This window comes from Methylobacterium goesingense (assembly GCF_022179225.1).
Lineage (GTDB): Bacteria > Pseudomonadota > Alphaproteobacteria > Rhizobiales > Beijerinckiaceae > Methylobacterium > Methylobacterium goesingense.
Genome location: NZ_BPQL01000021.1, coordinates 24901 through 46841, shown reverse-complemented (window position 1 = coordinate 46841; position 21941 = coordinate 24901). Strand labels below are relative to the sequence as shown.

The following is a 21941-nucleotide window of genomic DNA, read 5'->3' as shown; positions in this document are numbered from 1 at the left end:
CCCGGGCGGCGTACCCTTCAAGCAGTCGGCCTCTGAGTTCAAGGTTGTGACTTACTGCCTACTATGATGTTGCAAGCAAGAGCGCAAGAGGACGGCAGTTTTTCATCTCTGTCAGGTGGTGCGTGACAAGAATGATCTAAAAAGTTTCAAATGAATCCTGATCGTTCTGGAAAGCCAGCCCTGATTTCGCAGGCTTTTCGCGAACTTCGCCAACGGGGCGTGACGGCCACAAATTTAATAATAGGAAACCGATCTGGGATTCAGGTTTTGGGTCTTATTTTGAACGAAAGGGGCTCAGGTGTGAGCGGGAAACGTTCAGAAGCGACCGGCCAACGAACGAACTTCGCCACCTGTTCGTCTAGCGCCAAATCTGACCTTTCGCGGATCAAAAATACAAAGTGCGATTGCTCTGGGAGCGTAGAAGCCTTCGTTGCCGGAAGGGTTTCCGCACGTTTTCCAAAGGCGGTGTCGCCGGAAAACCACTTAGACCTCGCGTCGCGTCGGTCTTCGTGGAGGCTCGGGCGCCGGATTACGAGGTTGAGGCCAGGGCCGATCACTCTGAGTTGCTGGTGGTCTCGCGTAGCCCGTAGGACTTGAAGCGTTCCACCGTCCGCCAGATCTCGTCGTCGCTGAGGATCACGGGAGCGCCGACTTGCAGGGCGACGGCGTATTGGTGGCAGAGGGCTTCCATCTCGACGGCGAGCCAGAGCGCCTTGGTCAGGTCGGTTCCGGCTGCGATCATGCCGTGGTTGGCCAGCAGGCAGCCGGCCCTGCCTTCGAGAGCCGCGAGGGCGGCGTCGGAGAGTTCCTGGCTTCCGTAGGGCGCGTAGGGCGCGCAACGGATGGTCGGGCCCCCGGCCGCCGCGATCATGTAGTGGATCGCCGGGATCGCGCGGCCGCAGATGGCGAACGCCGTGCAGTGGGTCGGATGCGCGTGGACGACCGCCCCGAATTCGGGCCGTGCCGAGAGGATGTCGCGATGGAAGCGCCATTCCGACGACGGGGCGAGGGCATGGCTGAAGGCGCCGTCCCAGGACATCGCGACGATGTCTTGGGGGCGCAACCGCTCGGCGGGGATGCCCGACGGGGTGACGAGGAAGCCGTCGCCGAACCGCGCCGAGACGTTGCCCGAGGTGCCCTGGCTCAGGCCGAGGCCGATGAGGTCCCGCATCGCCGCGACGATGCTTGCGCGGATGGACGCCTCGGAGCGCGCGCCGGGATCTTGCGGGGGAACGGTCTCGGGCATGTGAATCTCCTGAGCGAAGCCCTGCATCGGGCGCTCGACCGCTCTATAACATCGTGCGACGCAACATCCCGTCCCGGGCTCCGACCCGGAGGTTCCGTCAGGGTCTGCGGATCCAGGGTCATCGATTCATGAGGCTGTCCGTCCGATGAGCACGTACCGCTTCGAGGCGCTGACCGCCCCGCGCGCCATCGCCCTCGCCGGGCTCGAGGATGGACCCGACGGCCTCGCAGCGGCGGCGCTGGCCAACCTCGAACGTGGCGGGTTTCCGAACCCGATCCGCTGCATCAGTTCGGGCGCCGGCCACTTCGCGGGCTTCGCCGACCTGCCAGAGGCGCCGGACCTCGTGGTCCTGGCCACCGGGGCCGGCGCGATCCCCGATCACGTCGCCGCGGCGGGCCGCAGGGGCGCGGCCACCGCGGTCATCCTCACGCCGGACGTCGGCGGCGACCTGTGCGAGGCCGCGCGCGCCGCGGCGCGCCGCACCGGCCTGCGCCTGCTCGGACCGGGCAGCATCGGCCTCTCTGTTCCGGGGGCCCATCTCGACGCCAGCCTGCTCGCCCTCCCGCCGAAGGACGGCGATCTCGCCCTGGTCTCGCAATCCGGCACCGTGGCGGCCGGGATCGTGGCCTGGGCGGCCCGGCGCCACGTCGGCTTCTCGGCGGTGATGTCCCTCGGGATCGCCTGCGACATCGATGTCGCCGATTGCCTCGATCACTTCGCCGCCGACATCCGCACCCGCGCGATCCTGCTCTCCCTCGACGTGGTCACGGATGCACGCAAGTTCATGTCGGCGGCCCGTGCCGCCGCCCGGGCCAAGCCGGTCGTCATCCTGCGCGCCGGGCGCCATCGGGCGGCGCCCCGCCCGATCACCACCCATACGGGCGCCCTGGCGCGGCCCGACGCCGTCTACGAAGCGGCCTTCCGCCGGGCGGGCCTCCTGTCCGTCGACAGCCTCGACGCGATGTTCTCCGCCGTGGAAACCTTGGGCCGGCAGCGACCCTTTCCGGGCCATCGCCTCGCGATCCTGGGCAACGGGCGCGGCATCGGCGCCCTGGCCGCCGACCGCCTCGCCGACCGGGGCGGGACGCTGGCGGCCGCCGGCACCCTCGGCAATCCCGTCGATCTCGGCGTCGCCGCCGGCCCCGAGGCCTATGCGGCGGCCCTCGGGCCCCTCCTGGCCGACCCGGGCAACGACGCGGTGCTGGCCGTGCACGTGCCGACCGCCCGCTCGGACAGCACCGAGGTCGCCGCCGCGATCGCCGACACGGTCACGCAAGTGCGCCGGAGCGGGTCGCGCAAGAAGCCGGTCTTCGCGGTGACGATCGGCGAAGAGGCCGGGGCCGCGAGCCGCCTCGCGGAGGCCGGCATTCCGCGCTTTCCCACCGATTCCGACGCGGTCGAGGGCTTCCTGCACCTCGTGCGCTACCGCGAGGCGCAGGACGACCTCATGCGCACGCCGGATTCGCTGCCCCGCGGCTTCTCGCCGGACGTGGAGACCGCCCGCGCCATCGTGGCCCGCGCGCTTGCCAACGGCCAGACCTGGCTCGACCCACTGGCGGTGTCGGAGCTGCTGGCCGCCTATCGCATCGACAGCGTGCCGCTCACGCTCGCTCCCGACGTCGATGCGGCGGCCACCGCCGCCTGGGGTATCATCGCCGGCGGCGGCACGGTCGCCCTCAAGATCGTCTCGCCCGACATCGTTCACAAATCCGACGTCGGCGGCGTGCGCCTGGACCTCACCAGCGAGGCCGATGTGCGGGCGGCGGCCGCCGACATCATCGCCCGGACCCGGCGCCTCGCACCGGAAGCGCGCATCATGGGGTTTGCCGTCCAGCCGATGATCCGGCGCGGCCAGCAACGCGAACTCATCGCGGGCCTCGCCGAGGACCCGACCTTCGGCCCCGTCGTGGTGTTCGGGCGGGGCGGCACGGCGGTCGAGGTCATCGACGACCGCGCGCTGGGCCTGCCGCCCCTCGATCTCCGGCTCGCCTCCGAGCTCATCGACCGCACCCGCGTCGCCCGGAGGCTGGCCGCCTACCGCGACGTGCCCGCCGCGGACCGGCACGCGGTGGCCCTGGTGCTGGTGAAGCTCGCGCAACTCGCCGCCGACTGCCCGGAGGTGCGCGAGCTCGACATCAACCCCCTGCTCGCCGACGCGCGCGGCGCGGTCGCCCTCGACGCCCGCGTGATGGTTGCGCCCGAGGCGGCGGGCCGGCGGTCGCGCGGGGCCTACCATCCGCGCTTCGCCATCCGGCCCTACCCGGTGGAATGGGAGCGCCAGCTGACCCTGAAGGGCGAGACCGTGACGGTGCGCCCGGTGCGGCCCGAGGACGAGGCCCTGTTCCTTACCTTCTTCCAGTCGGTGAGCGCGGAGGATCTGCGGCTGCGCTTCTTCGCCCCGGTGCGCGACTTCAACCACGCGTTCCTGGCCAAGCTCACGCAGCTCGACTACGCCCGCGCCATCGCCTTCGTGGCGATCGACGCCGGCAGCGGGCTCATGCTCGGCGCCGTTCGTCTGCACGCGGACGCCAATCACGAGAGCGGGGAATACGCCATTCTCATCCGCGGCGACCGCAAGGGCACCGGCCTCGGCTTCGCCCTGATGAGCCTGATGATTGACTGGGCCCGGGTCGAGGGGCTGTCGCGGGTGGAGGGGACGGTTCTGCGCGAGAACCGGCCGATGCTTACGGTCTGTCGGCAACTCGGCTTCACCACCCGCCCCGACAAGGAGGATGGCGGCGTGGTGAAGGTGTCGCTCACCCTCTAGGCGGATCGGTCCGGACTTCTCACCGGGCGGGTCGCGTCGGGATTGCGACCGACCGCAGAGGCCGGCATTCCGGCACGCGGCGCGCGTATGCGTGCGCCCCGGCGTGGAAGCCACTTTGCGGGGGTTCCTGACGCTGGCGCCGTGGGGGCGGTCCCGTGGACTTGAACCGACCTGGTCGCCGACTTGCTCGCCGGTCCCGAGAGGCTTGCGCTGATCCGAGTGACCGCCGTCGAGCCAGGGAGCGCGCCGCTGCGTCGGACCAAGTCAGCGAAATCAATCCGAGATTGGCTTCGGTCTCAAGTATCTCGAAATTGCGTCGGGTCCCCAAGCTCGCCCGGCTCATCGAGATTGATCGTAGATAAGCATCGAATTTCCGCCGTCGATCCGGGTAAGGCTATGTGATCGATGATGGCCCGGTGTGGTTGGGATATCGAAGGTGATATGCTTTCGCTGTGTTTGTAGAAAAGCTATTATGTATTTTAGAAAATCCTGCTTCCTGCTTCCTTTAGCGGGCTGACGACCTGGATTTATGATGGCTCGCTTCATCTTGTGATGGCGGATTCGCGCGCTATTCAGGGTCGCGTAAAGGAAACACTTTACTGAAATCGACGCTTGTCGAGAGTACGCATCGACTGGAAATGAAATTCAAAAATTAATCCGCGAGCACGGCTATTTTCCGGTGCATAATCAAACGGACCGAAGCGCTTCTATGCCTTGACAGAATTATAACTCTTGCGTCAGGAATACTGAGGATTCGATACAAAATGCCACCCTGAAGGGCATGCGGTCGGAGCGAGGGAGAGAATATGATCACGCTGAAGAGACGCGTACTCTTGGGTGCGCTCGTCTGCACCACGTTTGCGGCGTTCCCGGCTTACGCGGCCGACCCGATCAAGATCGGTGTGACCGGGCCCTATACCGGCGGTTCCTCGGCCATGGGTGTTTCGATGCGGGACGCGGCACGCCTCGCGGCCGCGGAGATCAACACGGCCGGTGGCGTGCTCGGACGTCCGCTGCTGCTGGTCGAGCGCGATGACGAAGCCAAGAACGAGGTCGGCGCTCAGGTCGCCCAGGAACTGATCAACAAGGAAAAAGTCGCCGCCACCATCGGCTTCATCAACACCGGTGTGGCTCTGGCCGCGCAGCGCTTCTACCAGGAAGCGGAAATTCCGGTTTTCAACAACGTCGCCACCGGCACGATCATCACCAACCAGTTCAAGGAGCCGGACTACGACGCCAACTACGTCTTCCGGAACTCGGCCTATGACGTGCTCCAGGCAGGCATGATGGTCGACGAGGCGTTGGCCCGGAACTTCAAGAAGATCGCGCTCCTCGCCGACTCGACGAATTACGGCCAGCTCGGCCGCGAGGACATCGAGAAGTACCTCGCCACCAAGGGCGTGAAGCCGGTCGTGGTGGAGAAGTTCAACATCAAGGACGTCGACATGACGGCCCAGTTGTTGAAGGCGCAGCAGGCCGGAGCCGACGTCATCCTCGCCTACGGGATCGGGCCCGAACTCGCGCAGATCGCGAATGGAATGGCCAAGCTCGGCTGGAAGGTGCCGATGATCACCTCTTGGCCCTCCTCGATGCAGAGCTTCCTCGATATCGCCGGCGCGAATGGCAACGGCGTGATGATGCCGCAGACCTTCATCGAAGATCAGACGCTGCCCAAGCGGAAGAGTTTCCTGGAGAACTACTACAAGACCTACGGCGTCTCGAAGATTCCGACCCCGGTCGCCGGAGCGCAAGGGTACGACTCGGTCTATCTGCTCGCCGCGGCGATCAAGCAGGCCGGTTCCACCGACGGGGCGAAGATCCGGGCGGCGCTCGAGAACCTGAACGAGCGCGTCGAGGGCGTGGTCACGACCTACGAGAAGCCCTTCACCGCCAAGGACCACAACGCGATCACGCGCAACATGGTGGTGTTCGGCAAGGTGCAGGACGGCAAGATCGTCTACGCCAAGGAAGAGGATGCCAAGAACGCGGGCGTCGTCCGCGTGAAGGAAAAGTCGGCCAACTGAGACGTTTCGCGGGTCTCTCAAAGGGCCGTCGGCCTTCGTGAAAGACCCGTGAATCGGACCAAGCGACGGCCGTCCGCCAGGTTTGGCGAGACGCGCCGTCCCCGGGCATTGGAGCGACGATGAACCGAACCGGGTTCTGGCCTTCCCAGGACTCGATGTCCTGCATCTACACCGACGTCTCACCCTCTACGGTAACGCGCTCATGGCCATCTTCCTTCAGCTCATCGCGTCCGGCGTCGCCGTCGGCATGATCTACGCCGCGATCGCCTTCGGCTATCAACTCACCTTCGCCACCTCGAAGACGCTGAATTTCGGTCAGGGCGAGGCGCTCGCCCTCGGTGCCCTGTTCGGCCTGACCCTGGTGCCGATCGTCGGGTACTGGCTGATGATTCCGCTGGTCCTCGTCTTCGGCTTCGCGCTCGGCGCCGTGGTCGAGCGGCTCGGCGTCAGGCCCGCGGTCAAGATCAAGTCCGAGTACGGATGGATCATGGCCACGATCGCGCTGGGGATCATCTTCCGCAACGTCGCGGAGAACATCTGGGGCCGCGACGACCTGAAGTTTCCCTCACCCCTGCCCGAGGCGGCCATCCAGGTCGGCGACACCCGGATCCTGCCGATGGAACTGCTGATCGTCGCCGGCGCCCTCCTGATGATGCTCGCGGTCGAGATCTTCAATCGCAAGTCGATCTGGGGGAAGGCCGTCGTTGCGACTTCGAACGACATCGACGCCGCCGGCCTCATGGGCATCAACACACAGAAGGTGATCACGCTCTCCTACTCGATCAGCGCCATGACGGCCGCCTTCGCGGGCGTTCTCGTTGCACCCGTCACCCTCACGGGTGCGACCATGGGGGCGGTGCTGGCCCTGAAGGCCTTCGCGGTCGCGATCATCGGAGGGCTCGAATCCGGCCTCGGCGTGATCGTCGGCGGGCTGATCCTCGGTGTCGCCGAGACGCTCACCGGCTTCTACATCTCGACCGGCTACAAGGATGTGCCCGGTCTGATCCTCCTCCTCGTCGTCCTCTCGATCCGCCCCGTCGGATTGTTCGGCAAGGCCGTGATCAAGAAGGTCTGAGCGTGCCCCTCCTCGCTCCCCGCCCTCCCGTGTTCCCCCGCATCCAGCCAGCAGGAGCCTGACGCCATGGCTCAGTCCACCCTCGCACCGGCGGCGACGCCCGCCGCCGCGCCGAGGCTCGGCCGCCATGTCGGCCTCCTCGGCGCCGTCCTCCTCGTCGTCTTCCTTGCCGCCTTCCCGCACGTGGTGACGAGTTCCTATTACATCCACCTACTGGTCGTGATCGCGATCTATGCGATCCTCATCCTGGGTCTCGACATCGTCGTCGGCTATACCGGGCAGGTCAGTCTCGGGCATGCCGGCCTGTTCGGCATCGGCGCGTATTCGGCGGCCGTACTGTTCCTGCACTTCAAACTCGGCCTCTGGTCCGGGCTGATCGCCGGGACCGCCGTGACCTCGGTCTTCGGGCTTCTGCTCGCGGTCCCGGCCCTGCGCGTGACGGGCCCCTATCTGGCGATGGTCACACTCGCTTTCGGCACCATCATCCAGATCTTCATCAACGAATTGACGCCCCTCACCAACGGCCCCCTCGGCATCACGCTGCCGCCGGCGCGCGTCCTCGATTTCTCGCTGATCGGCATGTCGTCGCCGTGGGGCGCCGCGGGGCGCAAGCTGGAATTCTACTATCTCGTCTGCGCCGCGCTGTTGCTGACGATCGTCGTGGTGAACCGGGTCGTGCGCTCGCCGTTCGGTCGAGCCTTCGAGGCCCTGCGCGACTCGCCGATCGCCTGCGACTGCATGGGCGTCAGCGTCTATCGCTACAAGGTCTACGCCTTCGTCATCTCAGCGGCCCTCGCGGGGCTCGCCGGCGCGCTGTTCGCGTGGTCGGAGCGCTACGTCGCCCCGAACTCCTACGGCTTCGAACTGACCGTGCTGTTCCTGCTCGCGGTGACGATGGGCGGGCGCAAGTCGAGAGCCGGGCCACTGATCGGCTCCGCCATCATCGTGATGATGCCCAACATCCTGGCCGATATCGAACTCGTCCGCATGATGGCGGGGGCGATCGCCCTGGCCGCCCTCGTGGTGGGCGTGCGCGCGTTCCTGCGCCGGCAGGAGAATCGGTACGCCATCCTCGTGCCGGTCGTGCTCTGCGTATTGTTCCTGCCCGCCACGCTCGCCCTGCAATCGGTGACGGATTTCCGCCTGACCGTGTTCGGCCTGATGATCCTGTTCGTGGTCTATTACCTGCCCGACGGCATCGTGGGGTTCCTGCGTGACAAGATCCCGGCTCTGCGCCCAGCCCATACCGCTGAGGGCCGGGTCCTGACGGCGCAGGGCGCGGCCCTCGTCGCGCAGCGCGGCGGGGCCGACGCGGATCCGCTCCTGAAGATCGAGTCCGTCCTGATGCAGTTCGGCGGCCTCAAGGCCCTCGCGGGCGTCGACATCGCCGTGCGGCCGGGCACGATCCACGGTCTCATCGGGCCGAACGGATCGGGCAAGAGCACGATGATGAACGTGCTCACCGGCATTTACATCCCGACCGGCGGCTCGGTGACCTTGGCGCGGGACGGGGGAATGCAGCGGCTGAACGGACGGACCCCGTCCGAGATCGCCTCGGCGGGCGTCGCCCGCACCTTCCAGAACGTTCAGCTCTTCCGGGAGATGACGGCCTTAGAGAATGTGCTCGTCGGCCTGCACCACACCTTCAAGGGCACCATCGTCGACGCGATCTTCGGCACGCCCCGGCGTCGCCGGGAGGAGCGGGAGGCGCGGGTCCGCGCGGTCGCGATCCTGGACTTCATGGGTCTCGGCGGCCTCGCGCAGGTCGAGGCACGCAACCTTCCCTACGGCAAGCAGCGGCTGCTCGAGATCGCGCGCGCACTCGCCCTCGACCCTGTCCTCCTCCTCCTCGACGAACCCGCCGCCGGCCTCACGGCACCCGATATCGCCGATCTCACCGCGATCATCCGCAAGATCCGCGACGCCGGCATCACCGTGATCCTGATCGAGCACCACATGGACGTGGTGATGGGCCTGTGCGACCGCGTCAGCGTGCTCGACTTCGGCCACAAGATCGCGGAGGGCGGTGCCCGCGAGATCCAGAAGGATCCGAAGGTCATCGAAGCGTATCTCGGCAGTCCCGTTTCAGACCAGGAGCCCGCCCATGCTTGAGGTGACGAACCTCTCGGCCGGCTACGGCCAGATCGAAGTCCTGCACGGACTCTCGTTCGAGGTGCCCAAGGGACAGATCGTGACCCTGATCGGCTCGAACGGCGCCGGAAAGACCACGACCATGCGCGCGCTCTCCGGCATGATCCGCCCACGCAGCGGATCGATCCGGCTGAACGGCCGCGAGGTCGGGGGCCTCGAGAGCCATGACGTGGCGAGTGCGGGCCTCGCCCACTCGCCCGAGGGCCGTCGCGTCTTCGCGACGCTGAGCGTGGAAGACAATCTGACCCTCGGCGCCTTCCCACGCCTGACGGGCGCCCGCCCCAAGGGCGATGTGGCGGCCGACCGCGAGCGCGCCTTCGAGCTGTTTCCGCGCCTCCGGGAGAGGCGTCACCAGCTTGCCGGAACCTTGTCGGGGGGCGAGCAGCAGATGCTCGCGATGGGCCGGGCGCTGATGCTGCGCCCGGATATCCTCCTTCTCGACGAGCCCTCGATGGGCCTCGCTCCCAAGCTCGTCGAGGAGGTGTTTCGCACCATCCGCAGGCTGAAGGAGGAGCAAGTCACGATGCTCCTCGTCGAGCAGTTCGCTATGGCGGCCCTGGGGGTCGCCGATTACGCCTACGTGCTGGAGAACGGCCGGATCCGGTTCCAGGGGCCCGCCGCGCAAATGCGGGACGATCCTGCCGTTCAGGCGGCCTATCTGGGCGGCGGTCACTAAAGCGACAGGCATCCGTTCCTCGCGATCGAGCGCCCGGGCGAACCACCCTCCGGGCCTCCCCCGTGATGCGGACGGATTGATCGTGACCCGGTGGGCCGTCGCGCCGGTGGCGGCTCACCGTCGGGGCTCGGATGCTGCCGAATATGCCCTGCCGTTCGTCCTGCGCGCGGAAAGCGGGCCGATGGACCGGCGGGACGGGCCTCATCGCCAGACGCTCGATGGCCGAGCCAGGCCCGCCGCAGCGCGCCGTCCTGCTCTAGTGCGAGCCTATATCCCTCAGTTGGGCTCGACCCATAGATCGGGCTCGACGCGGTCTCACAGCAAGCATCGGCTCCGTTCGGGTTCGAGCCTGGATTTTGGGACGCACCGACAACCAAAACGGACGGCGTGCTAATTGTTGGTGCGAAGTTGTCGACGTATGAATCGAGCACCGTCAGCACACGCTTGGTGTTCGTGAGACCATAGATGTCTTTTGTCGAAAGAATTCGTTTACGCTCGAAGGGCGGTCGAAAACCAGCATTACGGTACTTCGATGAGGCGTATTATATTCGCGTCTACCCGGAAGTTGCTGCGCACGATCTGAGCCCGATCGAACACTACCTTCTGATCGGCTGGAAGGATCGCAACGATCCGGGTCCGGACTTCAGTACCCATGGCTATCTCGACGCGAATCCGGATGTCGCCGCGATCCGCGTCTGTCCGCTCCTGCACTTCCTGCAACATGGAATGGCCGAGGGCCGAACGGGCTGGGAGACGCGCGCTTCGCGCGGCTGAGAACCGCTTGCCGGAAGCTTTTCGCGATCGGTTCGCGCCCGTCCCTCTTCATCACATGCGCCGGTCGGCTGGACGTCCCGTCGCGGATGGAGTGCTTGAGGGCTTGGACGTGGCTCGCCACCCCATGCGGTGCGGTGGAACGCGGACACGGGTCGCATCACGGCCGATGCGGGGCATCCGCGGTTCCAGTCTCTGCAAACGCCGGTTCGAGCAGCGAGGCCCGCCGCGTCCTACGGGCGGGTCTACCCAGAACATAGGTCAGTGTCGCGCCGATCAGAGCCGTCGCGATGAACACGGTCAGCATGGCCGACCCAACGGCGGCCGGTCCAAATACGCGGTCGTTGAGGATTCCGACCGATATCGGCCCCAGGCCCAGCGCCGTCAGTGTCACGCCCGCGATGAATACGGCGCTCACGAACCCCCGCATGGCGGCTGGGGTTAGGAACTGCAGGAAAGCCAGCGCCGCCGGACTCGTGAGGCCGAGCACCGCCGCTAGCAAGCCGAATCCCGCCAGCGAGACCGGTAGGCTCGCCGACAGCGTCATCATCGCGCTGCAGGGCGGCACGAGGAGCAGCCCGGTGCACAGCATCCGGACCGCCGCGATACGCCGGCCGGACGCGCCTGCCTTGTCGAGGACATGTCCCCCCGCAAGGTGACCCATGGGGGCGATCAGGAGCATCACCAAGCCGAGGCGCACGCCGCTCTCGGCGGGCGTCAGCCCGTGGGTGCGGACGTAGAATGTCGGTGCCCAGGCCGCGAGGGTCTGCGCCACCAGAACCGCGCAGGCGGCCGCCCCGAATAGGGCGAGGTAGAGGGTGCGATGGCGAAGCATCCAGGCCCAGGCACGCGCGCGGCGTGCCCGGGCCTGGATGCTCCGCCGCGCCGGCGGCTCGGCGATGTTTAGGGCAGCCACGAGGGCGAGCAGGTTGGGGAGGCAGGCGATGATGAGCAGGGCCCGCCACGGGGGGAGGTGGCCGGCGATCGGTAGAGACAATCCCCCGATGGCGGTCAGCAGGGCGAGGAGGGCTCCCCCCGCGAGCAGGGCGAGGCTGCGCCCCAGGCTCGCGCCGGCGGTCAGCCAGGACACGCCCCGTCCGAGGCGGCCGGGCGGCGAGCGGTAGGCCAGCAGGGACAGCGCAGCCGGCGCGACCACGGCCTGCCCGAGCCCGAGCAGCATCCGCGCGACGACCAGGAGCAGGAAAGGCCCCGCCAATCCGAAGGCGATGCCGGCGGCGCTCCACAGGAGGATGCCGGCGACGAGCAGCGCGCGCCGGTGGCCCCGGTCGGCAATCTCGCCCCAGGCCGGCATACCGAGGGCATGGAGCAGCACGAACGCGGAGCCCTGCAGGAAACCGAGTTGCGCATCGGTGAGGTCCAGGTCGAGCTTCAGCGGTTGAGCCACCACGGTGAGAAGGAACCGCTCGCTGAAGGCGAGCAGCTGAATCCCACCGAGCAGGAGCGCGAGGCGGACGGAACCGGCAGGGTCCTGAGATTCAGGGGACGGCGGCCTCATGTATGGTCCATCCGCCGGGTCGTTGGAGCGATGCCGTCGCGCGTCGATCGGCCGGCGCGATCGTTCCTCTTCGAGGAAATCGTCAGGCGTCGCAACGCGTGTTCGCATCACGATCGACCGATGTCCGTCGCATGCCGGAACGATTTGCGAGGCAGTCGAGCGTGGCGATCGAACACACGTTTCGGCGTTGCGAGGCGTCTCTTCCCGAAACAGCGGGGTTTCCTGTCAGATCGACGTAACGCCTTTGTAATGATCACGAATTCGTGCTGTGTCTGCGAGCCTTATAATTGCCAATCGTCAGACTACCTTGCAAACATGAGGTGCGTGAGGACGGCGATGGATAGCAGGATCTCAGAGCCCCTCCCGGTTCACCGATGTGGGGGTGGCGGCCCGTCGCCGATCGCAATGCGGACGGGATTGCCGTGAACCAGGCCGTCTTCCCCCAAGCCGGGCCAGAAAGCTTCGGGGCCTACCACGATCTCTATGCCGCAGGTTCGACCGTGTCGCGGATCGGCGACCGGTTCGAGGCGACCTTGCTGGGGCGCCGCGCCGCCGGGCTGCTGCTGTTCGACCGGCAGATCGTCGGTGCTGTCCATCAGCGCGAAGTGCCCCGCGTCCGGCGGGACGAGCACGAACACATCAACATCCAGGTCCTACGGTCGGGACGCATGCTGGCAGGCGCCCCGGGGAACGAGCGCGTACTCGCGTCCGGCGATACCGTTCTGTTCGATACGACGCTTCCGCAGCGCACGGTTCTGTACGATGCCGACTACGTCACGGTCTCGCTGGCCCGTGACGTGGTCGAGGAAGCGGTGCCGAACATCCGCAGCCTGCACGGGTGCATTCTTCCCCGCGCCACCTTTCCCGCCCTCGCCGAGGCGGTCTTCTCACTCGCTCGCGGGACATTCGGCACCCCCGATGTCACACGCGGCGGGAGCCGCCTGCTTGCCGAATTGCTGCGTCCCGCCGGCGACCCATCGTCTTGGCCGGAGCGCTCCTGGCCGGAGCGTTCCTGGCCGGAGGATGTCGACGACGACCTCGACGCCGCAAGGCGCCTGCGAGCCTTGCTCTTCATCGATGCGAATCTCGGACAACGAAATCTCGACGTGAACGCGGTCGCATCCGGCTCCGGCCTGTCCCGCAGCTCCCTCTACCGCGCCTTTGCGCCGGTCGGCGGGGTCGCGCAGGAGATCATAAGGCGCCGGGTGGCCCGCCTGCGGTCGGCGATCCTCAGTCAGGGGGGCGACGTGCGGATCTCGACGCTGATGTGGCGTTTCGGATTCTCGACGCCGAGCCATGGCTCGCGTGCCTTCAAGGGGGCCTACGGCCTCGCGCCCGCGCAGCTTCGCAACGAGGTCCGCGCACCGCAGCGCGGCGTGGTGGACGACCTTGTACCGGATTGTCTGCGATCCTGGTTCCAAGGTTTGAACCGGGCGCCCCTATCGTCCTGAGACGAGCGCGCCCGGCGAGCGCAGCCGCGGTATCCGAACGATCGCCCGCGAAACAAAAGAGCCCGCCGCGGCTGAAGCCGGGCGGGCGTGATCGTGAGATCCAACGATTGATCGGGCGTCGACCTCAACACGTCGACACGACATCATCCGTGAGCGATTCGCAGCAACAATTCAGCAACAGCTGCCGGAATACCACCGGATTCGCCTTGGTTTCATGCCAGATGCGGTGACGCCCGATCGGATTTCTTCGGGATACGGTCTCCGTCGATGCGAGAGCATGCGCCCTGCGCATCCCGTGGCCCGAAAAACGGCGCCACGAATCGCGCTCCGGCCGCCCTCGTGCCTAGCAGTCAGGTCTCAACGCGCCGGCGGCGAAGTGGCTTCCACTGCCGTGAAGGCCTCGAGGATCGTGTAGGTGTGCTCGGCCCCCTCGGGCACCAGCCAGGAGTCACCTGGTTCCAGCAGGACCTTCTCGCCGCTCACCGTCAGCTCGGCGCGGCCGGCGATGACGTAGCCGACCGTCTCGTAGGGCCGGCTCGCCATCGGCTTGTCGGTGCCGGGTGCCTCGTCGCGCCACATCCGCATGGCCACCGATTGGCCCCGCGCCAGGGCGACCTCACCGTGCGCGCCCGTACCCGCATTGCTGCCTGAAACCTTCGTCGCCATGGTCGTCCTCGCGTCTGAACTGGGACGCGGTCAACGGGGCGGCGCCCACGACGTTCCGGCTCTCAGAAGTCGACCGCGATGCCCTTGATCTCCCAATCGTCGTAGCGCACCGGCTCCAGTCCGCCCCGGCCTTGGCGCTCGCGGGCGGTGGCGATCTCGGCCGCGCGCGCGTCGATGGCGGCGCGGCGCTCGGCCGCCTCGGCGAGCGCACGGGCGGCCTCCGGGGTCAGATCACGCTTAGCGGGCGGCGGCCGGGTCTCGTCGGCGCGGTTTTCCGTCGGCTCGGGGCTCGTCATGGCTTGCATCTCGGTGTGTCGGGTGGAAGGGCAGGGGGACACGGCCCGTCGCGAACGGACCCATCTTCAGGAAGTGGCATTCATGGCGATACGCCGCAACACGGATGCGCCGTCGGCGCCGATCGACCGCACCATCGCGGGGCTCGCGGCGCGGCAGGTCGCGCAAGGCGCGGTGGCCGACCTCGTCGGCAAGACCCGCGGCTTCGCCCTCGAGGATGCGCTTGCCCAGGCGAGCCGCACCGCCGGGCTCGATGCCGCCGATGCGGGCCTCGCCCGCGCCATCGCCACCGCCACCTTCCGGCGCCTCGGCTTCCTGCGCAGGGTGCTCGCCGCGCGGATGTCGCAGGGGCTGCCCGAGGATCAGCCGCGCCTCGTGGCGCTGCTGGCGACCGGCGCCGTGCAGATCCTCGACCTCAACGTGCCCGACCACGCGGCGGTCGATCTCGGGGTCCGCCTCGCCAAGGCCGATCCGCAGCTCCAGCACCTGTCCGGCCTCGTGAACGCGGTCCTGCGCCGGATCGTGCGCGAGCGCGCCGAGATCCTGGCCCAACCCGGCGATCCGCTGGCCGACAACACGCCGGACTGGCTCGCCCGGCGCTGGAGCGCCGCCTACGGGCCCGAGACCGCCCGCGCCATCGCGGCCGCGCATCTTCAGGGCGCCGCCCTCGACATCACGGTGCGGGGTTCGGTGGCCGAATGGGCCGAGCGCCTCGGCGGCGTGGCCCTGCCGACCGGCAGCGTGCGCCTGCACGAGGTCCGCTCCAACGTCGCGGACTTGCCCGGTTACGCCGAGGGGCAATGGTGGGTGCAGGACGCCGCCGCCGCCCTGCCGGCGCGGCTCCTCGCCGTAAAGCCCGGCGATCGCGTCGCCGACCTCTGCGCCGCGCCGGGCGGTAAGACCGCGCAACTCGCGGCCGCTGGGGCCTCGGTGCTCGCCGTCGACCGATCCAGCCCGCGCCTCGAACGCCTGTCGCAGAACTTCGCCCGTCTCGGCCTGGAGGCGGAGATCCAGGTCGGCGACGCTCTGGCCCTCCCGGACGAGGCCGCCTTCGACGCGGTCCTGCTGGATGCGCCCTGCTCGGCCACCGGCACCTTGCGGCGGCACCCGGATGTAGCCTGGACCAAGACCGAGAGCGACGTCAGCCGGCTCATCGGCCTGCAGAAGCGCCTGTTCGACAAGGCCGCGACCCTGGTCCGTCCGGGCGGTCACCTCGTCTACTGCACCTGCTCGCTGGAGCCCGAGGAGGGCGAGGCGCAGGTGGCGACCTTCCTGACCCGCAACCCGAATTTTTCGCGCGTCGCGGTGCGTGTGGACGAGGTCGGCGGCCTGTCCGAGGTCATCGACGCTTCCGGCGACCTGCGGACCCTGCCGGCCCACCTCGGCGGCGCCACGCCGGAGACACGCGGTGGCCTCGACGGTTTCTTCGCGAGCCGGCTCGTCCGGGGGGATTGAGCGGTGCGCGGCCGCCGGTCCAGCCGATTTCCGGGCCCGGTCATCGCCGCCTGCGCGGCGGCGCTGGCCACCTGGGCGCTGCCGGCCCTGGCCCAGGTCGATCCGCGCATCCTGCCGCTCCAGGCGACCCATCGGCGCAATCCCACCTGCGCGACGGTGGAGACCCGCATCCCCTTCGACGTGCACGAGGGCACCCGCGACGTCGCCCTGTCGCCGTCCCCGCGCGAGATGCCCATGAACCAGGGCGAGAGCGCGATCTGCTTTGCCTACGCCACCGCCGACATGATTTCGCACCGGCTCGGGCGCCAGATCGCGCCGCTGGACGTCGCCACGAAGACCTACTTCGCGGACCCTGAGCGCCTCGCGGCGATTCCGGCCCTGCGCGAGCACCTGAAGGCCCATCCGAACTGGCGTGCCGACATCGCCTGGAGCCGGAACGCGGCCGAGATGTCCAACATCGGTAACCCAAAGCTGCTCCCGTACTTCGACAAGATCGAGGGCGGCGAGGAGGATACGGCAGCCCTCCTCTACAATATCGGCGGGCTCTGCGAGGATCGCGACCTGCCCTCCAACGACGGGTACCGCTACGCCAATCCGACCCTGCGGCGCCTGCGCTACCGCAGCCGGCTCGCGCCGAGGCCGATGAGCTTCCGCAGCCTCGCCGGCACCGTACCGCATCTACGCCATCCCCAGACCGACACCTTCAACGCGGCCTGGATCGCCCACGTCGAATCCCGTTGCCGGCGCGTGCCTCTGGCCGTGCCGCTGCTGCCGGTCTCCTACCGGGTAGCCGCCAACCAGGCGGAGTTCGTGGAGTTGCGCGATTCCGGCACGCCGCCGAGCCAGAAGGCGATCACCCGCATCCTGGCGATGATCGATTACGCCCTGGACCATGGCCGGGTGCCGACCATCGGCTACAGCTGGTACCTGCTGGAGGACCGCGACCCCAAGGACCCGGACCTGCACGCCGACCATGCGAGCCCGGTGATCGCCCGTCGCAAGGTCGGCGGCACCTGCCAGTATCGGATCCAGGACAATACCGGCGAGTACTGCGCACGCATGCGCGAGGGGATGCGCGAGGCCTGCGAGAACGGGCGCGTCTGGGTCGGCGAGGAGGCGCTGCGGCGGACGCTCTACAGCGTGACCTACCTGCGCTGAACCGGGCCGGAAAAACCGGCGAAACAAAACGGCGTTTCATCCGTTGAGCTCGCGATCACGAGGTGAATCATCATGACATCACGCTGGATGACCCTGAACGATATCGCTGCCGCCCGCGAGATCAGCGTCGAACAGGCGCGCGCCTGGGTCGATGCGGCTCACTGCCCCCGGGTTTTCCGGTCTGAGGCGACCCTTTACCTCGTCTAATACGGTTCCGGTTAATTGCGCAGGACAGCCTGCGCGCAACGCGCCTCCTCTCCTTCCGGTGAGGGGGCGTGTTCCTATTGGGCGATTGCCCGCAGGCGATCTCGATCAGAGCAGGCGCCGGTCGAGGCGCAGGATGCGGCAGGACTCGCCAGTCCGCGCCTTGGGCGCATGTGGAGCGCGGATCAGGAGCGCTTCGGCCGATCCAAGAATGAACAACATCGAGGAATCCTGCCGATTCTCGGGATACACCACGGGCAGCCGATCGGGGGCAGTCTCGATCCGCGCCCGGAGGTAATCCTGGCGCAGGTCGTTCTCCGGAAGGTCACACCCGAGAATCGCCGGCTCCGACGCGTCGCGCTCCGCAAGGGGATCGCCGAGCAGTGCGCGGATCGCCGGCACCACGAACAGCAGCCCACAGACCACCGAGGCCACCGGGTTGCCCGGTAGGCCAAGTACGGCCATGCGGCCGAGGCGCCCGTGCATCAACGGCTTGCCGGGGCGCAGAGCGACGCGCCAGAAGCCGAGGTCGAGCCCCCGCGCATGGAGGGCCGATTGCACGAGGTCATGGTCGCCGACCGAAGCACCCCCGAGGGTGACGAGGAGGTCAGCATCGGCCGCGACGGCCCGGAGGATCGCGTCGTCGAGGGCTTCGAGCGTATCCCCGGCGATTCCGAGGTCGATCGCCTCGGCACCGGCCTCCCGGACCAGGGCCGCGACGGCGAGGCCGTTGGAGGCCACGATCTGATCCCAGCGCGTGGGCTGACCCGGCGCCACCAATTCGTCGCCGGTGGCCAGGATCGCCACGCGTGGGCGCCGCCGGACCGAGAGCGTGCCGTGGCCGCCTGCAGCCGCGAGGGCGATGCGCCGCGGATCGAGGGTGTCGCCGGCCGCCAGCAAAGTGTCACCTTGCCGGAAATCGAGACCGCTCGGGCGGATGAAGCGGCCGGTGGGGACGGGTTCGCGACCCGTGACCGTCTCGGGCGTCGCGTCGGCGTTCTCCTGGATCAGGATCGCGTCCGCGCCCTCGGGAACGGGGGCACCGGTGAAGATGCGCACAGCCTCGCCCGGTCCGACCGAGCCCGCGAAGCCGTGGCCGGCGGAACTGGTGCCGATCAGCCGCAGGGTGGCGGGGGCCGCATCGAGATCGGCGGCGCGCACGGCGTAGCCGTCCATGGCCGAGGCGGGAAAGGGCGGCTGCGTGCGGACCGCCAGCACGTTCTCGGCCAGCGTCCGCCCGGGGGCCTGCGCGATCGGGACGGTCTGCGCCTCCACCGGACCCGGGATGCTCGCCAGGATGCGCGACAGCGCCTCGGCCACGGAGATCATGCCCCCGGCCGCCTTCCCCTTCGCCGACCCGCCGCTCAAGCCTGATCCTCGGCGCGGAAAGCGCCGGAGCGCCCGCCATCCTTGGCCAGAAGCCGGATGCCTTCGATGCGCATGCCGCGATCGGCCGCCTTCACCATGTCGTAGATCGTCAGGCAGGCGACCGATACGGCGGTCAGCGCCTCCATCTCGACGCCGGTCGGCCCCAGCACTTTCACCTCCGCCGTTACCCGCAGGCCCGGCAGGCTGTCGTCGGGCTCGCAATCGACGCGGACCTTCGTCAGCAGGAGGGGGTGGCAGAGGGGAATGAGTTCGTGGGTGCGCTTCGCGGCCATGATGCCGGCGAGTCGTGCCGTGCCGATGACGTCGCCCTTCTTGGCGTCGCCCTCGCGGATCAACCGCAGGGTCTCGGGCAGCATCGCCACGCAGCCCGTCGCGCGGGCCGTGCGCGTGGTGGCGTCCTTCTCCGAGACGTCGACCATGTTGGCCGCGCCGGAGGCGTCGAGATGCGTGAGTTCGGCCATGCTTCGCCTCAAGCCTTCGCGTCGCCGAAGAGCAGGCGGCGGGTGGCTGCCGTCACATCGGCCTCGCGCATCAGGCTCTCGCCCACCAGGATGGTGTTAAGGCCGCTCTCGGCCAGGCGCACGACGTCGGCGTGGCCGGCGATGCCGCTCTCCGCCACGGCGATCCGATCGGCGGGCACGCCCTCGGCGAGGCGGATCGCCGTCTCGAACGAGACCTCGAAGGTCTTCAGGTTGCGGTTGTTGATGCCGATCAGACGGGTGCCCAGCGGCAGCGCGCGGGCCAATTCCTCGGAATCATGCACCTCGACCAGCACGTCCATGCCGAGATCGTCGGCGGTTTCCACCAGGGCGGCGGCCTCTTCGTCGTCGAGGCAGGCCATGATGACGAGGATGCAGTCGGCCCCCCAGGCCCGCGCCTCGAACACCTGGTAGGGCTCAAACAGGAAGTCCTTGCGCAGCACCGGCAGGGAGCAGGCCGCCCGCGCCTCGGTGAGGTATTCGGGCCTACCCTGGAACGAGGGCGTGTCGGTGAGCACCGAGAGGCAGGTGGCGCCCCCGGCCTCGTAGGCGGCCGCGAGCACAGCCGGGTCGAAGTCGGCCCGGATCAGCCCCTTCGAGGGCGAGGCCTTCTTCACCTCGGCGATCAGGGCTGGGCGCTTCTCGGCGATGTGGGCCGCGATGGCATCCGCGAAGCCGCGCGGGGCCGAGACGTCGGCGATGCGCTTCTCCAGCTTCGTCTGCGGCACCCGCAGCTTCGCCTCGGCGATCTCGCGCCGCTTGTAGGTCTCGATCCGGGCGAGCACGTCCTTGCGCTCGGCGGGAGCGACCTCGGGGACGGCCCCGGATTTCGGCTCGGGCGACTTGTGCTCGGACATGGGGTGCTTTCAGGTGTTCGAGCGACGATGCGAGAGGCGGACGAGGGTACCGAGGGTGGCGCGCGCCGCGCCGCTGTCGAGGGCCTCGCCGGCCCGGGCGACCCCCTCGGCGAGGGTCTGGGCGGCCTCGGCGACGACCAGGGCGGCACCGGCGTTCAGCACGGCGATGTCGCGATAGGCGTTGCGCGCTCCGTCCAGGACCTGCCCCAGGGCGAGGGCATTGTGGGCCGGGTCGCCCCCACGCAGGGCCTCGATGGGGTGGAGCGGGATGCCGACGTCGCGCGGGTCGATGGTGAAGCGGGCGATACGGCCCTGCTCCAGCGCCACCACGGCGGTGGGACCCGTGACGGTGATCTCGTCGAGACCGTCGCTGCCGTGCACGGTCCAGACCCGGTCGCTGCCGAGCTCGGCCAGCACGCCGGTGAGCGGTTCGGCCCAGGCCGGCGACGAGACGCCGAAAAGCTGGCGGCGCACGCTGGCCGGGTTGGCCAGGGGGCCGAGCATGTTGAAGATCGTGCGCGTCGGCAGCTCGGCCCGCACCGGGGCCACGTGGCGGATGGCGGCGTGGTGCGTCTGTGCGAACATGAAGCACAGACCACCCTCGGCGAGGCAGAGGCTCAGTTCGTCGGGGGCGAGTCCGATGCGGACGCCGAGAGCCGAGAGCACGTCCGCGGCCCCCGAGCGCGAGGTGGCGGCCCGGTTGCCGTGCTTGGCCACCGGCACGCCACAAGCGGCCGTGATGATCGCGGCCAGCGTCGAGACGTTGTAGCTGCCCGAATGATCGCCGCCGGTGCCGACCACGTCGACGGCGCCGGGCACGCTCGCCACCGGCAGCATCCGCGCCCGCATGGCCTCGACGGCGCCGACGATCTCGTCCGGGGCCTCGCCGCGCACCTTCAGGGCGACGAGAAAGGCGCTGGCCTGGACCGGCGTGACTTCACCGGAGAGCAGGTCGTCGAAGGCCCGGCGGGCCTCGTCGCGCGTGAGGCTCGCACCCGTGGCGACCTTCGCGAGGAGGGGCTTGAAGGATTCCATGGGACTCGGGCGTGGCGATCCGGTGCGCAGACCGGGATTATTTCTGAGGGACGACGTGCCCCGTCAATGCACGCCGTCGCGGCCCTTGTCACGCGTCGCGTTCCACGCCGCCGCGATGTCCAGGAAATTCCGCAGGATCTGTGATCCGTGATGCGAGAGGATGCTCTCGGGGTGGAACTGCACGCCGTGCACGGGCAGGCGTGCGTGCTGCAGCCCCATGATCAGGCCGTCGGCCTCCGCCGTCACCGTCAGGTCCGGCGGACAATTGCCGCGCTCCACCACCAGGGAATGGTAGCGCGTTGCATCGAACGGGCCGTTGAGGCCCCGGAAGATGCCCGAGGCCCGGTGCTGGATGCTGGAGACCTTGCCGTGCATGGGCGTCGGGGCCCGAACGACGTCGCCGCCGAAGGCCTGCCCGATCGCCTGGAGGCCGAGGCAGACCCCGAAGATCGGGATCTCGTCCGAGAGGTCCTTGACCACGTCGAGGCAGATGCCGGCCTCGTTGGGCGAGCACGGGCCGGGCGACAGCACCACCGCGTCGGGCCGGCGCGCGCGGATCTCGCGCGTGGTGATCGCGTCGTTGCGCACCACGTCGATGGAGCCGCAGAGGGGGCCGATCAGGTGGACGAGATTCCAGGTGAAGGAATCGTAGTTGTCGATCACGAGAACGTCGGGCATCGGGCTCTGGGACGCGGGCATGCAGGCGGTGTGGCGCGACTCCGTCGAG

19 protein-coding genes are annotated in these 21941 nt (G+C 68.4%); 10 read left to right on the top strand and 9 right to left on the bottom strand.

Annotated features, from left to right (window positions below; translation table 11 throughout):
• Positions 1–553: 553 nt before the first annotated feature.
• A complete protein-coding gene (locus MFF30_RS05135) occupies positions 554–1246 on the bottom strand; it encodes a class II aldolase/adducin family protein (protein ID WP_238277362.1) in 693 nt (230 codons plus the stop codon).
• A gap of 145 nt (positions 1247–1391) precedes the next feature.
• Between MFF30_RS05135 and MFF30_RS05130 the strand changes: the two genes are divergently transcribed.
• The 6 genes from MFF30_RS05130 to MFF30_RS05105 all read left to right on the top strand — a co-directional run bounded on the left by MFF30_RS05130 (position 1392) and on the right by MFF30_RS05105 (position 10713).
• Positions 1392–4013 (top strand): bifunctional acetate--CoA ligase family protein/GNAT family N-acetyltransferase, encoded by a 2622-nt coding sequence (locus tag MFF30_RS05130; protein WP_238277360.1) that lies wholly within the window; start codon positions 1392–1394, stop codon positions 4011–4013.
• 806 nt (positions 4014–4819) lie between these two features.
• The gene (locus MFF30_RS05125; protein WP_238277357.1) at positions 4820–6037 is read left to right on the top strand and encodes an ABC transporter substrate-binding protein; all 1218 of its coding nucleotides are present in this window, start codon (positions 4820–4822) and stop codon (positions 6035–6037) included.
• A 202-nt stretch (positions 6038–6239) separates the two neighbouring features.
• Positions 6240–7112, top strand: coding sequence for a branched-chain amino acid ABC transporter permease (locus MFF30_RS05120; RefSeq protein ID WP_238277354.1), 873 nt, complete (start codon positions 6240–6242; stop codon positions 7110–7112).
• Positions 7113–7178: 66 nt separating this feature from the next.
• On the top strand, positions 7179–9224 hold the full coding sequence (locus MFF30_RS05115; RefSeq protein ID WP_238277352.1) for a branched-chain amino acid ABC transporter ATP-binding protein/permease: 2046 nt from the start codon (positions 7179–7181) through the stop codon (positions 9222–9224).
• A complete protein-coding gene (locus MFF30_RS05110) occupies positions 9217–9939 on the top strand; it encodes an ABC transporter ATP-binding protein (protein ID WP_238277350.1) in 723 nt (240 codons plus the stop codon). Before MFF30_RS05115 ends, MFF30_RS05110 begins: the two co-directional genes overlap by 8 nt.
• 465 nt (positions 9940–10404) lie before the next feature.
• Positions 10405–10713, top strand: coding sequence for a hypothetical protein (locus tag MFF30_RS05105; protein ID WP_238277348.1), 309 nt, complete (start codon positions 10405–10407; stop codon positions 10711–10713).
• 157 nt (positions 10714–10870) lie between these two features.
• Here MFF30_RS05105 and MFF30_RS05100 read toward each other — a convergent pair whose 3' ends face one another.
• The gene (locus tag MFF30_RS05100) at positions 10871–12226 is read right to left on the bottom strand and encodes an MFS transporter (RefSeq protein WP_238277346.1); all 1356 of its coding nucleotides are present in this window, start codon (positions 12224–12226) and stop codon (positions 10871–10873) included.
• A gap of 422 nt (positions 12227–12648) precedes the next feature.
• Between MFF30_RS05100 and MFF30_RS05095 the strand changes: the two genes are divergently transcribed.
• Complete coding sequence (locus tag MFF30_RS05095) at positions 12649–13677, top strand: helix-turn-helix domain-containing protein (protein ID WP_238277343.1); 1029 nt, start codon at positions 12649–12651, stop codon at positions 13675–13677.
• Between the two features lie 357 nt (positions 13678–14034).
• Here MFF30_RS05095 and MFF30_RS05090 read toward each other — a convergent pair whose 3' ends face one another.
• The gene (locus MFF30_RS05090; RefSeq protein WP_238277341.1) at positions 14035–14343 is read right to left on the bottom strand and encodes a cupin domain-containing protein; all 309 of its coding nucleotides are present in this window, start codon (positions 14341–14343) and stop codon (positions 14035–14037) included.
• A 62-nt stretch (positions 14344–14405) separates the two neighbouring features.
• A complete protein-coding gene (locus MFF30_RS05085; protein WP_238277339.1) occupies positions 14406–14639 on the bottom strand; it encodes a DUF1674 domain-containing protein in 234 nt (77 codons plus the stop codon).
• 82 nt (positions 14640–14721) lie between these two features.
• Here MFF30_RS05085 and MFF30_RS05080 point away from each other — a divergent pair, with 82 nt between their 5' ends.
• From MFF30_RS05080 to MFF30_RS25920, 3 genes are all read left to right on the top strand, one after another.
• Positions 14722–16092, top strand: coding sequence for an RsmB/NOP family class I SAM-dependent RNA methyltransferase (locus MFF30_RS05080; RefSeq protein ID WP_238277337.1), 1371 nt, complete (start codon positions 14722–14724; stop codon positions 16090–16092).
• A 3-nt stretch (positions 16093–16095) separates the two neighbouring features.
• Complete coding sequence (locus tag MFF30_RS05075) at positions 16096–17250, top strand: hypothetical protein (protein WP_238277335.1); 1155 nt, start codon at positions 16096–16098, stop codon at positions 17248–17250.
• Positions 17251–17322: 72 nt separating this feature from the next.
• A complete protein-coding gene (locus MFF30_RS25920; RefSeq protein ID WP_279578187.1) occupies positions 17323–17457 on the top strand; it encodes a hypothetical protein in 135 nt (44 codons plus the stop codon).
• Between the two features lie 105 nt (positions 17458–17562).
• Here MFF30_RS25920 and MFF30_RS05070 read toward each other — a convergent pair whose 3' ends face one another.
• From MFF30_RS05070 to MFF30_RS05050, 5 genes are all read right to left on the bottom strand, one after another.
• Complete coding sequence (locus tag MFF30_RS05070; protein ID WP_238277389.1) at positions 17563–18783, bottom strand: molybdopterin molybdotransferase MoeA; 1221 nt, start codon at positions 18781–18783, stop codon at positions 17563–17565.
• Between the two features lie 35 nt (positions 18784–18818).
• Positions 18819–19304 carry a cyclic pyranopterin monophosphate synthase MoaC gene (gene moaC, locus MFF30_RS05065; RefSeq protein WP_238277333.1) on the bottom strand — a complete coding sequence of 162 codons (486 nt, stop codon included), beginning with the start codon at positions 19302–19304 and terminating at the stop codon, positions 18819–18821.
• A gap of 8 nt (positions 19305–19312) precedes the next feature.
• On the bottom strand, positions 19313–20179 hold the full coding sequence (gene trpC / locus MFF30_RS05060; RefSeq protein ID WP_238277331.1) for an indole-3-glycerol phosphate synthase TrpC: 867 nt from the start codon (positions 20177–20179) through the stop codon (positions 19313–19315).
• A gap of 9 nt (positions 20180–20188) precedes the next feature.
• Positions 20189–21214, bottom strand: a complete 1026-nt coding sequence (trpD, locus tag MFF30_RS05055; RefSeq protein WP_238277329.1) for an anthranilate phosphoribosyltransferase — start codon at positions 21212–21214, stop codon at positions 20189–20191.
• Between the two features lie 63 nt (positions 21215–21277).
• A complete protein-coding gene (locus MFF30_RS05050; protein WP_238277327.1) occupies positions 21278–21892 on the bottom strand; it encodes an anthranilate synthase component II in 615 nt (204 codons plus the stop codon).
• Positions 21893–21941 lie beyond the last annotated feature (49 nt).

Bases quoted from the DNA above. Each gene is read 5' to 3' on its own strand.
- MFF30_RS05080 (WP_238277337.1), top strand. From the start codon at position 14,722: ATGGCGATACGCCGCAACACGGATGCGCCGTCGGCGCCGATCGACCGC.
- MFF30_RS05130 (WP_238277360.1), top strand. From the start codon at position 1,392: ATGAGCACGTACCGCTTCGAGGCGCTGACCGCCCCGCGCGCCATCGCC.
- trpD (WP_238277329.1), bottom strand. From the start codon at position 21,214: ATGGAATCCTTCAAGCCCCTCCTCGCGAAGGTCGCCACGGGTGCGAGC.
- MFF30_RS05085 (WP_238277339.1), bottom strand. From the start codon at position 14,639: ATGACGAGCCCCGAGCCGACGGAAAACCGCGCCGACGAGACCCGGCCG.
- MFF30_RS25920 (WP_279578187.1), top strand. From the start codon at position 17,323: ATGACATCACGCTGGATGACCCTGAACGATATCGCTGCCGCCCGCGAG.
- MFF30_RS05135 (WP_238277362.1), bottom strand. From the start codon at position 1,246: ATGCCCGAGACCGTTCCCCCGCAAGATCCCGGCGCGCGCTCCGAGGCG.
- MFF30_RS05120 (WP_238277354.1), top strand. From the start codon at position 6,240: ATGGCCATCTTCCTTCAGCTCATCGCGTCCGGCGTCGCCGTCGGCATG.
- MFF30_RS05105 (WP_238277348.1), top strand. From the start codon at position 10,405: ATGTCTTTTGTCGAAAGAATTCGTTTACGCTCGAAGGGCGGTCGAAAA.
- MFF30_RS05050 (WP_238277327.1), bottom strand. From the start codon at position 21,892: ATGCCCGACGTTCTCGTGATCGACAACTACGATTCCTTCACCTGGAAT.
- MFF30_RS05125 (WP_238277357.1), top strand. From the start codon at position 4,820: ATGATCACGCTGAAGAGACGCGTACTCTTGGGTGCGCTCGTCTGCACC.
- moaC (WP_238277333.1), bottom strand. From the start codon at position 19,304: ATGGCCGAACTCACGCATCTCGACGCCTCCGGCGCGGCCAACATGGTC.
- MFF30_RS05090 (WP_238277341.1), bottom strand. From the start codon at position 14,343: ATGGCGACGAAGGTTTCAGGCAGCAATGCGGGTACGGGCGCGCACGGT.
- MFF30_RS05115 (WP_238277352.1), top strand. From the start codon at position 7,179: ATGGCTCAGTCCACCCTCGCACCGGCGGCGACGCCCGCCGCCGCGCCG.
- MFF30_RS05070 (WP_238277389.1), bottom strand. From the start codon at position 18,783: ATGATCTCCGTGGCCGAGGCGCTGTCGCGCATCCTGGCGAGCATCCCG.
- MFF30_RS05100 (WP_238277346.1), bottom strand. From the start codon at position 12,226: ATGAGGCCGCCGTCCCCTGAATCTCAGGACCCTGCCGGTTCCGTCCGC.
- trpC (WP_238277331.1), bottom strand. From the start codon at position 20,179: ATGTCCGAGCACAAGTCGCCCGAGCCGAAATCCGGGGCCGTCCCCGAG.
- MFF30_RS05110 (WP_238277350.1), top strand. From the start codon at position 9,217: ATGCTTGAGGTGACGAACCTCTCGGCCGGCTACGGCCAGATCGAAGTC.